Here is a 15,459-nt window from a genome sequence, read left to right as displayed (position 1 = left end):
AGCATGAACTACAACAACCCAACCCAGCTGCAAGCCGCCATCCTCGACTGGGCCGGCACCGTCGTTGATTTCGGTTCTTTCGCACCGACCCAGATCTTTGTCGAAGCCTTCGCCGAATTCGATGTCCAGGTTTCCATCGAAGAAGCCCGGGGCCCGATGGGCATGGGCAAGTGGGATCACATTCGTACCCTGTGCGACCAGCCGCAGGTTGCCCAGCGTTATCGCAAGGCATTCGGCCGCACCCCGACCGACGAAGACGTGACCGCGATCTACAACCGCTTCATGCCGCTGCAGATCGAGAAAATCGCCGAGCACTCGGCGCTGATCCCCGGCGCACTGGAGACCATCGCCAACCTGCGCCAGCAAGGGATCAAGATCGGCTCCTGCTCCGGTTATCCGAAGCAAGTGATGGACAAAGTCGTGGCCTTGGCTGCCACCAACGGCTACATCGCCGACCACGTGGTAGCCACCGACGAAGTGCCGAACGGCCGCCCATGGCCGGCCCAGGCCCTGGCCAACGTGATTGCGCTGGGCATCGACGATGTCGCCGCCTGCGTGAAGATCGATGACACCGTGCCGGGAATCCTCGAAGGCCGACGCGCCGGGATGTGGACCGTGGCGCTGATCTGCTCCGGCAACGCGCTGGGCCTGGATTACGAAGGCTACCGTGCACTGGGCAGCGACGCCCTGGCCAGCGAACGCAAGCGTATCCACGCCCTGTTCGAAGGCTCGCGTCCGCACTACATGATCGACACCATCACCGACCTGCCGGAAGTGATCGCCGACATCAACAAGCGCCTGGCCAAGGGTGAGATGCCGCAAAGCAGCTGATAACGCCGCCTGCAGCAAACAAAAACGCCAGTGTCTGCCCGACACTGGCGCTTTTTTTGGGCAAACCCCTGATTTCGCGCAATGAAAGAGTTTTTAGACGCGGGCAATTCGGCCAAAGCGGATTACAGTTAAAGCATGCCGTCGCTCAAGAACGGCACGTTTCGACCCTGATCCGTGAGGAAATACCGTATGCCGTGGACAAGTTCCGAATCACGCTACAGCACCGTGTCAGTCCTGTTGCACTGGTTGATGCTGGTGTTGTTGGTGCTGGTGTATGCCAGCATGGAATTGCGAGGCATCTTTCCCAAGGGCAGTGGCGGCCGCTCGCTGATCCGCGAAGTGCATTACATGCTCGGCCTGACCGTGTTCGTGCTGGTGTGGTTTCGCCTGCTGGCCCGCAGCATCGGCCCTGCGCCGAAGATATTCCCCGCCTCACCGCAGTGGCAGACCGCACTGGCCCGGGTGATGCACTGGGCGCTGTACCTGTTCATGATCGCCATGCCAATCCTGGGCTGGCTGATCACCAGCGCCGAGGGCCATCAAGTGATGTTCTACGGTTTCGACCTGCCGTTGCTGGTGCACGAGGACAAAGCCTTCGCCAAGCAGGTTGAACACTGGCACGTGCTGATCGGCAACATCGGCTACTGGCTGATCGGCCTGCATGCGCTGGCCGGGCTGTATCACCACTACGTGGTGGGCGATAACACGCTGCTGCGGATGATGCCCAAGCGCAATCAGGGTTGACCGTCGAATCCACGCCGGCCCTGCAAGCCGCCGGTGTGGATGAAGATCAGGCGCGTTCCGCTCTTGAAACGGCTGGCCTCGATTTGCTGTTTGAGCGCGAGCAAGGCCTTGCCGGTGTACAGCGGTTCGAGGGGAACGCCGCCGGCCTGTTCGGTCTGCGCGATGAATTCAAGCAACGGCGCATCGACTTTGGCGAAGCCGCCACGGCTGGCGTCGATCAGCTCGTAGCCGCCGATATCACCGACGATCGCCTCGACATTGGCCGCGACGCCGTGATCATCGGGCACGGCCATTGCGCCGTACACCGGGTGTTCACCCGCCTCTGCCAGCACCAGTCCCGCGAGCGTGGTGCCGGTGCCGCAGGCCAGCCACCAACCGTCATGGTCGCCCCAACCGAGCTTGCCCAGTTGCTCACTGACTTGATCCTTGAGTGATGCGCAACCCTGTGCGCCCGGCAACCCGCCGCCACCTTCGGGCACCGGATGCAGCGTCGGGTATTGCGCCTGCCATGGCTCCCAGAAACCCGGCTCGTGCCGCGCCCGATAGCCGCCAAACCCGAGCCAGTGCAACTGCATGCCGAAATCCTGCAGATCCCTGACCGTCGGCGTGTCCTGCGGATGCCCGCGCAACAGCCCCACCGTTGTGAATCCCAGGCGTTTGCCCGCCGCGGCCAGTGCATGCAGATGATTGGAGTGCGCGCCGCCCAGGCTGATGATGCCTTCGGCGCCAGCACGGTCGGCGGCTTTCAGGTGTTCGACGAGTTTGAACCACTTGTTGCCGCTGATCAGCGGATCGATCCGGTCCAGACGCAAGATCGCGACTTCAATGCCGGCGGCAGTGAGCCAGTCCAGATGAAGGGGTTCGAGAGGGGCTGGGGCCAGCCAGTCGGTGGGAGGCAGAAACATGAAGGCCGGCTCTTTAAAAAGAGCCGGCATTCTAGGGTGGATCAGAGCTCGGCGGCCAGACGCGAACCCTGATTGATCGCACGCTTGGCATCCAGCTCGGCCGCGACATCGGCGCCGCCGATCAGGTGCACGTTCTGCCCGGCAGCCACCAGACCGTCGTGCAACTCACGCAGCGGATCCTGGCCGGCGCAGATGACGATATTGTCCACCGGCAGCACTTGCGGCTCGCCGGTTTCGCCGATGCGGATGTGCAGGCCTTCGTCATCGATCTTCAGGTATTCGACGCTGTTGAGCATCTGCACCTGCTTGTTCTTCAGACCGGTGCGGTGAATCCAGCCAGTAGTTTTGCCCAGACCGTCGCCGACCTTGGATTTCTTGCGTTGCAGCAGGAACACGTCACGGGCCGGTGCGTGCGGTGCAGCCTTGATCCCTGCCACGCCACCACGGGCTTCCAGATTGGTGTCGATGCCCCACTCTTTCCAGAACGCAGCACGGTCCTGGCTGGTGGCCACGCCTTCATGAACGAGGAATTCCGAGACGTCGAAACCGATACCGCCGGCGCCGATCACCGCCACGCGCTTGCCCACCGGTTTGCGCTCGAGCAGCACATCCAGATAGCTCAACACTTTGGCGTTCTCGACACCCGGAATCGCCGGCACCCGCGGCGCAATGCCGGTGGCAAGGATGACTTCGTCGTAACCGCCCTCGACCAGTTTTGCCACATCGGCGCGGGTGTTCAGGCACACCTCGACGTTGGTGGTCTGCAACTTGCGTTTGAAGTAACGCAGGGTTTCGTAGAACTCTTCCTTGCCCGGTACTCGTTTTGCGACATTGAACTGACCACCGATCTCGCTGGCGGAGTCGAACAGCGTCACCTGATGGCCGCGTTCGGCAGCCACGGTGGCAGCGGACAGGCCCGCAGGGCCGGCACCGACCACGGCAATCTTCTTGATCTGCTTGACCGGCAGGTAGTTGAGTTCGGTCTCGTGGCAGGCACGCGGGTTGACCAGGCAGCTAGTGAGCTTGCCGCCGAAGGTGTGATCGAGGCAGGCCTGGTTGCAACCGATGCAGGTGTTGATTTCGTCGGCGCGGCCTTCGGCAGCCTTGTTGACGAAATCCGGGTCGGCGAGGAACGGCCGCGCCATCGAGACCATGTCGGCATCGCCTTCGGCCAGGATCTGCTCGGCGATTTCCGGGGTGTTGATACGGTTGGTGGTGATCAGCGGAATGCTCACCGACCCGCGCAGCTTGGCCGTGACCTTGCTGAACGCCGCACGCGGCACTTTGGTGGCGATGGTAGGAATCCGCGCTTCGTGCCAGCCGATACCGGTGTTGATGATGGTCGCACCGGCCTGCTCGATGGCTTTGGCCAGGGTGACGATTTCTTCCCAAGTGCTGCCGCCCTCGACCAGATCGAGCATCGACAGACGGAAGATGATGATGAAGTTCGGGCCAACCGCTTCACGCACCCGGCGAACGATTTCCACCGGCAGGCGCATGCGGTTTTCGTAGCTGCCACCCCAGCGGTCGGTGCGGTGGTTGGTGTGGGCCGCGAGGAACTGGTTGATGAAGTAACCTTCGGAACCCATGATTTCCACGCCGTCGTACTCGGCGGTCTGGGCCAGTACCGAGCAGGTGACGAAATCACTGATCTGCTTCTCGATGCCTTCCTCGTCCAGCTCTTTGGGCTTGAACGGGTTGATCGGCGCCTGGATTGCGCTCGGTGCGACCTGTTTCGGGCTGTAGGCATAACGCCCGGCGTGGAGAATCTGCATGCAGATCTTGCCACCCGCCTCATGCACCGCACGGGTGACAATTCGGTGCTTGAGGGCTTCTTCCTCGGTGGTCAGCTTGGCTGCACCGGAGTACACGCCGCCCTCGTCGTTCGGGCCGATACCGCCGGTCACCATCAGACCGACGCCGCCACGGGCGCGCTCGGCAAAATACGCCGCCATCCGCTCGAAACCACCCGGCTTCTCTTCCAGGCCGGTGTGCATCGAGCCCATCAGGGTGCGGTTGCGCAGCGTGGTGAATCCCAGGTCCAGCGGGGCCAGCAGGTGCGGGTAAGTGGCGGTCATCGGTAACTCCACAGCGAGCGATCACGGAAAATGCGGGAGCTCTGCGTCCCCCGTCAGTCATGTTCGACAGCCTAAGAGTCGCATCGCTGTCACTCAATGACCGTAACTGACAAGTTATTGATCCAAATGCGCAGCGCCCCTTGGCAAGCGCAGGCATGGGCCCTACCCTAGTCCCACACTCTGTACCCGGCTGTTGTTGGATTTCATGCGCAAACTTCTGTACCTGACCTTTTCCATGGCGCTGGTCGCCGCGCTCACCTTCTACGCCATGTGGGCGGCTGACCGCCCGGCCGGTCATTACCTGTCGGACCTGCGGATCAAACTGGCGGTCGATCAGGGCACCCGCGCCGACCGTGGCAACCTGCTGGGGATTCAGCCGGAACTGTTCCCCACCGACTACCAAAGCTCCGAGCGCCTGCACCGCAAACTCGCGGCTTATTTGCAGCAGGCGCAGGATCAGGGTCTGCTCAATGACAAAACCATCGTGGTGCTGCCCGAGCATGTCGGCACCTGGCTGATGATCAGCGGCGAGAAAGACGAGTTGTACCAGGCGCCCACCCTCGAAGAGGCGATGAACTGGCTGGCCGCCAGCAACCCGTTGCAGTTCGCCCGCGCCTGGCTCACCGCCAGGGGCAGCAGCCGTCTGGATGACGCCCATCTGCGGATGAAATCACGAGACATGGCCAAGGACTATCAGTTGCTGTTCGGCGGGCTGGCCAGGGAATTCCATATCACTCTGGTGGCCGGCTCAATCGTGCTGCCCGAGCCGAACATCATCGACGGCCGGCTCAAGGCCGGCAGCGGCGCGCTGTACAACACCAGCGTGGTGTTCGGTCGTGACGGCGCCCCGCTCGGCCAGCCGCAGCGGCAGATGCGCCCGATCTTCGATCAGGATCAAGCGGCCGGCACCGGCGAGGCTTCACAGATCAACGTGGTCGACACCCCCGCCGGACGCCTCGGCGTGCTGATCGGCAACGACAGCTGGTATCCGGACAACTACCGCAGGCTCGACGAACAAGGTGCGCAACTGATCGCGGTGCCTGCGTTTGTCATTGGACATGGGGTGTGGGATCAGCCCTGGCAGGGTTACAGGGGTTTGAACGTCCCGGACTCGGTCAGCCTCAAACCGGGAGAGGTCAGCGAAGGCCAGGCCTGGCATCGCCTGACCCTGACGGCACAACCACCAGCGAGCCGGGCGATTGCCGGCATGAGCGTGTTCCTGCGCGGGCAGTTCTGGGACAAACCGAGTTCCGGGCAGAGCTTCCTCAGCAGCAATGGCCAGCAGTTCGCCGACGGTGAAGCCCGTGGCGCGCGCCTGCTCAATCTCTGGTTGTAGACCATGAAGCCGCTGCCGATGCGCCTCGGGGATCTGTCGGTGGGCTTCGTCCATAGCCTGGCCGATGCCGTGCGCAGCCATGACGCCGATCCGCAGCCATTGCTCGAACAATACGGCCTCGACACCGCACGACTGGCCGAGGCCGGCGCACGCCTGTCGATCCCGCGCTACATGCGCCTGGGTCACGGTGCAATCCAGTTGACCGGCGATCCGGCCCTCGGCTTGCGCATGGGCCAACTCAGTCGTCTGAGTCAGGCCGGACTGGCAGGCGTCACGGCAGCGCAGGCGCCGAACGTGCGCGAGGCCGCCCGCTGCCTGACGCGCTTCGAGCCGTTGTACGGCTCCAATTATCGAGGTCAGTCGAGTTTCCACGAAGACGCCAGCGGCGCATGGCTGCGTTTCTACTCGATCAGCCCGTACAACGCTTACAACCGCTTTGTGGTGGATTCGATCATCGCCGGGTGGCTGCATCAGTTGTCCAGCGTCAGCCCCGAACCGCTGCGCGCGGAACGAATCGAAATCGAGTTCGACACACCGGATTATCGCGACGCCTACGCCGTGCTCGGCGAATGCCCGATCCAGTTCGGCGCCGAACACAATCAACTGCGCCTGAGCCTCGCCAGCCTGGCCGCACGCAACCCGGAGCATTGCCCGAGCACCTGGAAACACCTGCTGCAATTGTGTGAGCGGGAACTGGAACAACTGACCCGCACCCGCAGCCTGCGTGAACGCATCACGCAATTGCTCGGGCCGTTGCTCAATGGCGGCCGGGAACCCGACCTGGAAGAAGTGGCGGCACGCCTGAAGCTGCCAACCTGGACGTTACGGCGCAAGCTGGCCGAAGAAGGCACGCAGTTTCGCGCGATCCTCAACGACACTCGCCGTGATCTGGCGATGACCTACATCCGCGACACTGAACTGGCGTTCGGTGAAATCGCCTACCTGCTGGGCTTTGCCTCGGCCGAAGCTTTCCAGCGCGCCTTCAAGCGCTGGAACGGCCAGACACCGGGCGAGTTCCGCCGCAGTCACCGCAAGACTGGCTGAAGCCTCAGAGTTCGGTGGCGTCTTCAGCAGGCTCCGGCGAATCCAGCTCGTAAGCCTGGAATTCAAGCAGTTCTTCTTGATAGTCATCCATCGTGTCATCCCCCTCACTGCTTTACTGAAATGGCCTGGAGCAAATGACCAGTGCCTCGAGCATAAAGTGCCCGTATGAAGGAAAAATGAAACACGGCCTTCATGAAATAAACGTAGCAGGCGGTCAGGGATTTATCGCGGGGATATTTTCAGAAGGTGTGAACCGACATTTCAGCTCACACAGGAATCGAAGCGGGAGCGACGTTGCGTCGCTCCTATAGCCGGTCAATGCCCGCTTGGCATCGCCGGGATCGGCTCGGACGGTGGCGGCAAGTCCGTCGGATTGGCCGGTGGCGTGATGACTTCCGGTGCCGGCGCTGATGTTGGAACCAGCTCCGAACCCTGAGCCGGGGTGATCGGCGCCGCCTCGGCTGGTGGAACGACCGGTTCCGAGCTGGCCGGAGTAGTCTCTGCGGCGGCAGGCGCCGGGGTCGTGGCGGGCTCGGCGGCCGGGGCGGGAGCCGGAGTCGGCTCGGGCGCTGGCGCCGGGGCCAGCGCGGCTGGCGCAGCCTTGGGTTCCGGTACGCCCAGATCGGCCTTCGGCTTCTCGGTGATGTGGGCGGCTTTCTTCGCTTCGGCCGGCAGGAACAGCTCGACCAGGGTGAAGAAGCGCTCGTAGAACTTCTGCGAGGACACGGTTTCGCTGGCCACCTTGACCATCGAGTCGTCAGAGGAGCCGATCGGCATCGACACCGAGCCCAACACGCCAACCCCGAGGCTGGCCGAGTTGTTGGTCTTCTTCAGCGCGTAGCGGTCTTGAAGGGCGTTGGCGAACACTGTCGCGTGGTGCGCGGAGCTGCCGTCATCGGTACACACCACGTTGAAGCTGATCTCCATGTGGGTTTCACCGGTCTGCTGGAAGCTCTTGTGCCCGCTGACCAGTTTCGGGTCGCTGCTGGTGATGATGTAGCCCTGGCTGAGCAACGCACGGCGCGCCGCTTCGCAGCTGGCGGCATCGGTGACCGGATAGTTGCGCGAAAAGGTGCCGGAGTCGTCGAAGTTCTCATGCTCGTAGATAGGCTTGTCCTTGGAGCAGCCGGCAGCGGCGGTCAGCAACAACGCCAACCCGAAAAAACGCACGGGAATAGAATTCAACATTAAACATCCTGAGGGAAAACGGTCCGGGGCGTATTGTGCAACAGATCGCTGCCCCGCGGCGTACGGATTAGTGTCTTAAAACAGTTACAACTCTACTGACCCTCGGCGACCGGAAAAAGTCGCGCCGACAGATGATCAATGAACACCCGCAATTTGGCGGTTGCATGGCGACTGGATGGCCATAGCACCCAGAACTGTCCGACATGCTCCAGATGCTCATCCAGCACTCGCTGCAGGCGCCCCTGCCTTTGCGCCTCATGAGTCATGAAGTCCGGCAGGCAGGCGATGCCCAGGCCAGCCAGTGCCGCATGGCTGACCGCTTCAATTGATGTGCTGACCAGACGTGTCGGCAAGCTCGGCTCGGGAACGCCCTCCTCGCGCTTCAGCGGCCAGGGTTCCAGTTTGCCCGTGGCGTGAAACGTGTGGCGCAGACAGGCGTGCTGCGCCAGATCGGCGGGGATCAGCGGCACACCGCGTTCGCGCAGATACCCGGGGCTGGCCACCAGCACCATGTGAAACTCCCCCAACGGCCTGGCCATGAGCCGCGAATCCCGAGGTTTGCCTGTGCGGATGACGGCATCGAAGCCTTCCTCGACAACATCGACCATGCGATCGGTCAGGTCCAGATCCAGTTCGATCTGCGGGTACAGCGCCATGAATTCATTCATGACCGGCATCACCAGTTCATGCACCTGGGGCAAGCTGACCCGCAACTTGCCATGAGGCGCCGATGCGGCATCACACAACTCGAATTCAGCCGCCTCGACCTCGGCGAGAATCTTGCGGCAGCGTTCGAGAAACAGCGCGCCTTCACTGGTGAGCGTAATGCTGCGGGTCGTGCGATGAAACAACCTGACCCCAAGCCGCGCCTCCAGCCGCGCGATGCTCTTGCCCACTGCCGAAGATGACACGCCTTGCAAGCGGCCCGCCTCGGTAAAACTGCGGGTTTCCGCCACCTGCACGAACACCGAAATACTGCCCAGACTGTCCATTCCTTCTCCCTGATTCATGACATTCCTGTCCGAGATGTTCGGAACCCTAACCTGTTTTTCCCGAATGCGCAGCGCCCTACCCTGTGGCATCCATCTCCCTCGGCAAATTGGATGCTGGCTCATGAACGATGCACAACTCGCTTCTGCAACGCTTGCCAACCCGGTCGAACCCGCAGAACGGTTACCGTTGGGTGCCCTGCTTGCTCTGGCCACCGCCGGATTCATTACCGTACTGACCGAAGCCATGCCCGCCGGCCTGCTACCGCAGATGAGCGCGGGTCTCGATGTCTCTCAGGCGCTGATCGGGCAACTGGTCACGCTGTACGCCATCGGATCGATGCTGGCAGCCATTCCGCTGACCATCGCCACCCGAGGCTGGCGTCGCCGACCGCTGCTGTTATCGGCCATTGGCGGTTTTGCCATCGCCAACAGCATCACCGCGTTGTCGGAGTGGTACTGGCTGACATTGATTGCGCGCTTTATTGCCGGCGTGTTTGCCGGGCTGCTCTGGGCGTTGCTGGCGGGGTATGCGAGCCGCATGGTTGCCCCGCATCTGCAGGGCCGCGCCATCACCGTGGCCATGCTCGGCGCCCCTCTCGCGCTTTCGCTGGGCATACCGGCGGGTACGCTGCTGGGTACTGTGGTCGGCTGGCGGCTGAGCTTCGCGATCATGAGCGCTATGACCGTGCTGCTGGTGATCTGGGTACGCTGGCAAGTACCAGACTTTGCCGGTGAGCGCATCGGAAAACGCCTGCCCCTGCGTCGGGTGTTTACCCTGCCTGGCGTACGATCCGTGCTGTTCGTGACGCTGTCCTACGTGGTCGCTCACAACCTTCTGTACACCTACATCGCGCCGTTCCTTGAACCCTCCGGGCTCGGTGCCGAAATCGACCGGGTTTTACTGGTGTTCGGTCTGGCGTCGGTGTTGAGCCTGTGGATCGTCGGCAGCCTGATTGATCGCTGGTTGCGGGAGCTGGTACTCATCAGCGCCACATTGTTCATGCTTTCCGCCGTAACCCTGGCTCTGTGGCGGGAAATGCCCGGCGTGGTCTATGCCGCCACTGCGGTATGGGGACTGGCCTTCGGCGCAATGCCCTCACTGCTGCAGACGGCCTCGGCGAAAACCGCGAAGGACGCTGCCGACACCGCGCAATCGATGCTGGTGACCCTGTGGAATGTCGGCATTGCCGGAGGCGGACTGGCAGGTGGCCTGTTGCTGGCGAATCCGGGCGTCAGTGCCTTTCCGTGGATCGTTGCGGGCTTGTTGATTCTGACCCTTTGGGCGACCGCTAATGCGCGGCAACATGGATTCCCACGCGCTGAATAGCGGGCAAAAAAAAGCCCCGGACTTTCATCCGGGGCTCTTTTTGTATCGCTCAGTCAGGCATCAGAAACGCTTGATGTCCGCTTCGCTTTCCAGCTGCTTGCGGTACGCCGCGAAGTCCTGCTGGCCTTCACGCGAAGCGAGGAAGCGACGATATTGCGCTTTCTCTTCATCGGTTGGCGCAGCGGCTTCGTTCACAGCGTTCAGACGCACGATGGTCAGGCTGCCATCGGGCAGTGTCACGCTGCTGAAAGTCGGCTTGTCCTTGCCTGCCGGTTTCGGCATGCGGAACAGCGCTTGCAGCACCGCAGGATCGACACCTTCCTGGGCGCGGGTGGCCGCCTGGGTGACTTTCCAGTTCTGACCGTCGATGGCCTTGTCCAACGGGGTCTTGCCGTCACGCAGACCGGCGATCAGTTGCTCCGCCTTGGTCTTGGCAGCCGCGCTGGCGTGCTCTTTGGCCAACTGGGTGCGAATGGCGGTGGCCACGGCTTCCAGCGGCAGTTGCGCAGGCTTGAGGTGTTCCTTGGCACGCAACACGATCACGGTATCCGGATCCAGCTCGATGGCGGTGCTGTTGGCACCATCATCCAGCACTTCGTTGCTGAACGCGGCAGTGACCACGGCGCGGTTGGCCGCAACACCTTCGCCACCCTCACGGCCGAACGGCTTGGAGGTGTGCACGGTCAGTTTCAGATCCTGTGCCGGCTGCGTCAGGTCAGACGCTTCGAACGAGGAGTCTTCCAGCTGCTTGGTCGCCTCGACGAAACGCTGCTCGACCTGCTGGGCTTTCAGCTCGTGGGTCAGCTTGTCTTTCAGGCTGGCGAAGGTCGGCACTTCCGGCGCTTCGACGCCCAGCAGCTTGATCAGGTGGAAACCGAAATCGGTGCGAACCGGCTCGGACACTTGATCCTTGTTCAACGAATACAGGGCTTTCTCGAAGGCCGGGTCGTAGACGCCAGGACCGGCATAACCCAGGTCGCCGCCATTGTTGGCCGAGCCCGGATCCTGCGAGAACTCCTTGGCCAGTGCTTCGAACTTCTCGCCCTTGGCCAGACGTGCCTGGACTTCCTCGATCTTCGCCTTGGCCTGGGCCTCGGTGGTCTTGTCGTTCACTTCGATCAGAATGTGCGCCGCACGACGCTGTTCCGACAGGTTGGCGATTTCTTTCTGGTACGCCGCCTGCAGGTCTTCGTCCTTGACGGCAACCTGGTCGAAGAACGAAGCCTTCTTCAGCTCGAGGTAATCGATGACCACCTGATCCGGGGTCATGAATTCCTTGGCGTGTTCGTCGTAGTAAGCCTTGACCTCATCGTCGGTCAGCTTCACTGCCGCCGGATCAGCCTTGATGTTCAGCGAGGCGAAATCACGGGTCTGCTTTTCCAGGCGGGCGAAGGCCAGCACTTGAGCGTCAGTCACGAAACCGCTGCCGGCCACGCCAGCGCGCAGCTGACCGATCAGCATTTCCTGAGCCAGCATCTGGCGGAATTGCATGCGGCTGTAGCCCAGCTGACGGATCACCTGGTCAAAACGGTCGGAGCTGAATTTGCCGTCCACCTGGAATTCAGGCGTTTGCAGGATCACTTGATCCAGCGCCGCGTCGGAGAAGGCGAACTTCGATTTTTCTGCGCCTTGCAGCAGCAGCTTGCGATCGATCAGACCCTTGAGGGCCGATTCGCGCAGCATTTTTTCGTCGAGCAAGGAAGCATCGAAGTCCTTGCCCAGCTGTTGCATCAGCTGACGGCGTTGCATGTCAACGGCCTGGCTCAGCTCGTTCTGGCTGATTTCTTCACCATTGACCTTGGCCGCCTCGTTGGTGTGAGTCGTGGCCTTGAAAATGGCATCGAAACCGGTCAGGGCCATCAGTGCAACGATGACCCCGATAATGGTCTTGGCAATCCAGCCTTGTGAATTGTCCCTGATATTCTGCAGCATGCGTCCCCCAGAAACGGTTGAACTTCAAAAATTAGGCAACCGTGGAGTGTGGGTAGAATCCGGATAGAAGAAAGGCGCATCCGAGGATGCGCCTTCTCGTAACTGGCGGAGCGGACAGGGCTCGAACCCTCGATCCCGGCGTAGCAGACAATTATTCCAAACTGCCTGCTCTACCGCTCCGCTGCCAAGTCAGGCATGACCCCGACCCGGATGGGTAAAAACCTGAATCAAACTTAGTTGACGGCTTCTTTCAGGGCTTTACCGGCTTTGAAACCTGGCTTCTTGGCTGCCGCGATTTCCAGAGTCTTGCCGGTCTGTGGGTTACGACCGATGCGAGCTGGACGATCGGTTACCGAGAAAGTACCGAAACCTACCAGAACTACGGAGTCGCCAGCCTTCAGAGCGCCAGTGACGGATTCGATTACAGCGTCCAGCGCACGGCCAGCAGCAGCTTTCGGGATATCAGCGGATGCAGCGATAGCATCAATCAGTTCCGACTTGTTCACTCTAAGTCCCCTTATATCTATTTTGAGATGATTCTAAGTTTTTTGGTGAAAGCAAAAACGAGTGCTGAATGGCCTACAGACACTTAAGAGCCGCTTTATAACAAGGGCTCTAAAAAACTGTCAACAAGCCCCCCAGCCAAAGACGTATTAATGCGTGCTAATTCTTTCCTTGGAATCGGACTCGCGTTTTTCATCCTTCGCGACAATCTCCGGAGCCACATCCGGCAAGGGCTCCGGCGCGTATTGCAGCGCAATTTGCAGGACCTCGTCAATCCATTTAACCGGTTTAATCTGCAGATCCTGCTTGATATTGTCAGGAATCTCCTTCAGATCACGCACGTTCTCTTCCGGAATAATCACGACCTTGATTCCACCACGGTGTGCGGCCAGGAGTTTTTCCTTCAGGCCACCAATGGCAAGGACTTGACCACGCAGGGTGATCTCGCCGGTCATGGCGACATCGGCGCGTACAGGAATACCCGTCAAGGCCGACACCAGTGCGGTGCACATGCCTACACCGGCGCTCGGACCGTCTTTCGGCGTAGCACCTTCCGGCATGTGAATATGGGTGTCGCGCTTCTCGTGGAAGTCCAGGGGGATGCCCAGGCTCTTGGCACGGCTGCGTACAACGGTAAGGGCCGCAGTGATCGATTCGACCATTACGTCGCCCAGCGAACCGGTCTTGATCAGTTGGCCTTTGCCCGGCACCACGGCCGCTTCGATGGTGAGCAATTCACCGCCAACCTGAGTCCAGGCCAGGCCGGTCACCTGACCGATCTGATCCTGCTGCTCGGCCAGACCGTAACGGAATTTGCGCACACCGAGGAAGTGCTCCAGCAGATCAGCTGTCACTTTCACCGAGAAGCGTTTTTCCAGTGCATGCTCTTTGACCGCCTTGCGGCAGACCTTGGCAATCTGCCGCTCGAGGCCACGCACACCGGCTTCACGGGTGTAGTAACGGATGATGTCGCGGATCGCTTCCTCGTCGAATTCCAGCTCGCCTTTCTTCAGGCCGTTGGCGGCAATCTGCTTTGGCGACAGGTACTTGACGGCGATGTTGATCTTTTCGTCTTCGGTGTAGCCCGGCAGACGGATCACTTCCATCCGGTCCAGCAGCGCCGGCGGAATGTTCATCGAGTTCGAGGTGCAGAGGAACATCACATCCGACAGGTCGTAATCGACTTCCAGATAGTGATCGTTGAAGTTGTGGTTCTGCTCCGGATCGAGCACTTCCAGCAACGCCGACGCCGGATCGCCGCGCATGTCGCTGCCCATCTTGTCGATTTCATCGAGCAGGAACAGCGGGTTGCGGACGCCCACCTTTGTCATCTTTTGAATCAATCTTCCTGGCATCGAACCGATGTAAGTCCGACGGTGACCACGGATTTCCGCTTCATCACGCACGCCACCGAGGGCCATGCGCACGAATTTACGGTTGGTGGCATGGGCAATCGACTCCGCCAGCGAGGTTTTACCCACGCCCGGAGGACCGACCAGGCACAGAACAGGGCCACGAATCTTCTTCACTCGTTTCTGTACGGCGAGGTACTCAAGGATGCGCTCCTTGACCTCTTCCAGACCGTAGTGATCGGCGTCGAGAATGTCTTCGGCACGGGCCAGATCCAGGCGTACCTTGCTCTGAGCCTTCCACGGCACCTGCACCAGCCAGTCGATGTAGGAACGCACGACAGTGGCTTCGGCCGACATCGGCGACATCTGCTTGAGCTTGTTCAGCTCGGCAGTGGCCTTGGCCAGGGCGTCTTTCGGCAGACCGGCAGCGTCGATGCGCTTTTTCATGTCTTCGATTTCGTTGTGGCCTTCGTCGCTGTCGCCGAGCTCCTTCTGAATGGCCTTCATCTGCTCATTCAGGTAGTACTCGCGCTGACTGCGCTCCATTTGTTTCTTGACGCGGCCGCGGATGCGCTTTTCGACCTGCAGCAGGTCGATTTCGGCGTCCAGCAGCGCCAGAACGTGCTCGACCCGGGCAGCCAGATCGATGATTTCGAGGATTTCCTGCTTCTGCTCGATTTTCAGCGCCATGTGCGCAGCCATGGTGTCTACCAGACGGCCCGGCTCATCGATGCTGTTGAGCGACGACAGGACTTCAGCCGGGACTTTCTTGCCCAACTGAACATATTGTTCGAACTGCGACAGCAACGTACGCACGAAGACTTCGGACTCGCGCTCGGCGGCGTCGACTTCGTCGATCAAGGAAACTTCGGCACGGCAGTGGCCATCGACCTCGCTGAAACGCTCGACAGTACCCCGCTGCTCGCCTTCGACCAGAACCTTGACGGTGCCGTCAGGCAGCTTGAGCAGTTGCAGAACGGTGGCAATGGTACCGACGCGATACAGAGCGTCTTCTCCGGGATCGTCGTCAGCCGGGTTTCTCTGGGCCAGCAGGAGGATCTGCTTGTCGCCCGTCATCGCGGCCTCGAGGGCTTCGATGGATTTCTCGCGCCCCACGAACAGCGGGATAACCATGTGCGGATACACAACGACATCACGCAATGGCAGGAGAGGCAATTCGATGGTGGTCTTCATGATTTCGCCTCTACGGCGGCCATATGGCCGTA

At 61.0% G+C, this 15,459-nt stretch carries 12 protein-coding genes; 5 read left to right on the top strand and 7 right to left on the bottom strand.

The features are described 5' to 3' along the window. The first annotated feature begins 3 nt into the window (after window positions 1-3). Window positions 4-831 carry a phosphonoacetaldehyde hydrolase gene (gene phnX, locus DXT77_RS14010; protein ID WP_119428015.1) on the top strand — a complete coding sequence of 276 codons (828 nt, stop codon included), beginning with the start codon at window positions 4-6 and terminating at the stop codon, window positions 829-831. A gap of 189 nt (window positions 832-1,020) precedes the next feature. Further along, the gene (locus DXT77_RS14005) at window positions 1,021-1,575 is read left to right on the top strand and encodes a cytochrome b (RefSeq protein WP_119428014.1); all 555 of its coding nucleotides are present in this window, start codon (window positions 1,021-1,023) and stop codon (window positions 1,573-1,575) included. On the opposite strand, the gene DXT77_RS14000 is transcribed toward DXT77_RS14005, so the two are convergent. Continuing rightward, window positions 1,566-2,480 carry a 1-aminocyclopropane-1-carboxylate deaminase/D-cysteine desulfhydrase gene (locus tag DXT77_RS14000; RefSeq protein WP_119428013.1) on the bottom strand — a complete coding sequence of 305 codons (915 nt, stop codon included), beginning with the start codon at window positions 2,478-2,480 and terminating at the stop codon, window positions 1,566-1,568. The two genes, DXT77_RS14005 and DXT77_RS14000, sit on opposite strands and share 10 nt — an antisense overlap. A 41-nt stretch (window positions 2,481-2,521) precedes the next feature. Next, window positions 2,522-4,558 (bottom strand): NADPH-dependent 2,4-dienoyl-CoA reductase, encoded by a 2,037-nt coding sequence (locus DXT77_RS13995; protein WP_119428012.1) that lies wholly within the window; start codon window positions 4,556-4,558, stop codon window positions 2,522-2,524. Between the two features lie 205 nt (window positions 4,559-4,763). On the opposite strand from DXT77_RS13995, the gene DXT77_RS13990 reads away from it, so the two are divergent. Next, on the top strand, window positions 4,764-5,894 hold the full coding sequence (locus tag DXT77_RS13990; protein WP_119428011.1) for a carbon-nitrogen hydrolase family protein: 1,131 nt from the start codon (window positions 4,764-4,766) through the stop codon (window positions 5,892-5,894). Between the two features lie 3 nt (window positions 5,895-5,897). Further along, window positions 5,898-6,938, top strand: coding sequence for an AraC family transcriptional regulator (locus DXT77_RS13985; protein WP_119428010.1), 1,041 nt, complete (start codon window positions 5,898-5,900; stop codon window positions 6,936-6,938). A gap of 315 nt (window positions 6,939-7,253) precedes the next feature. Here the strand turns inward: DXT77_RS13985 and DXT77_RS13980 are convergent, their stop codons facing one another. Beyond that, entirely contained in the window at window positions 7,254-8,126 is an 873-nt protein-coding gene (locus DXT77_RS13980) for a DUF2242 domain-containing protein (RefSeq protein ID WP_119428009.1), read from the bottom strand. 92 nt (window positions 8,127-8,218) lie between these two features. Further along, window positions 8,219-9,118, bottom strand: a complete 900-nt coding sequence (locus tag DXT77_RS13975; protein WP_119428008.1) for a LysR family transcriptional regulator — start codon at window positions 9,116-9,118, stop codon at window positions 8,219-8,221. 121 nt (window positions 9,119-9,239) lie between these two features. Here DXT77_RS13975 and DXT77_RS13970 point away from each other — a divergent pair, with 121 nt between their 5' ends. Beyond that, a complete protein-coding gene (locus tag DXT77_RS13970; RefSeq protein WP_119428007.1) occupies window positions 9,240-10,445 on the top strand; it encodes an MFS transporter in 1,206 nt (401 codons plus the stop codon). A gap of 60 nt (window positions 10,446-10,505) precedes the next feature. On the opposite strand, the gene DXT77_RS13965 is transcribed toward DXT77_RS13970, so the two are convergent. From DXT77_RS13965 to lon, 3 genes are all read right to left on the bottom strand, one after another. Further along, the gene (locus DXT77_RS13965) at window positions 10,506-12,377 is read right to left on the bottom strand and encodes a SurA N-terminal domain-containing protein (protein ID WP_119428006.1); all 1,872 of its coding nucleotides are present in this window, start codon (window positions 12,375-12,377) and stop codon (window positions 10,506-10,508) included. A gap of 233 nt (window positions 12,378-12,610) precedes the next feature. Next, window positions 12,611-12,883, bottom strand: a complete 273-nt coding sequence (locus DXT77_RS13960; RefSeq protein ID WP_002552737.1) for an HU family DNA-binding protein — start codon at window positions 12,881-12,883, stop codon at window positions 12,611-12,613. Window positions 12,884-13,030: 147 nt separating this feature from the next. Then, on the bottom strand, window positions 13,031-15,427 hold the full coding sequence (lon, locus tag DXT77_RS13955; RefSeq protein WP_119428005.1) for an endopeptidase La: 2,397 nt from the start codon (window positions 15,425-15,427) through the stop codon (window positions 13,031-13,033). Window positions 15,428-15,459: the final 32 nt, after the last annotated feature.

The organism is Pseudomonas sp. 91RF, from assembly GCF_003576265.1.
GTDB lineage: Bacteria > Pseudomonadota > Gammaproteobacteria > Pseudomonadales > Pseudomonadaceae > Aquipseudomonas > Aquipseudomonas kribbensis.
The sequence above is the reverse complement of the archived record's forward strand: the minus strand, read 5'-3'. Positions and strand labels throughout refer to the sequence as shown.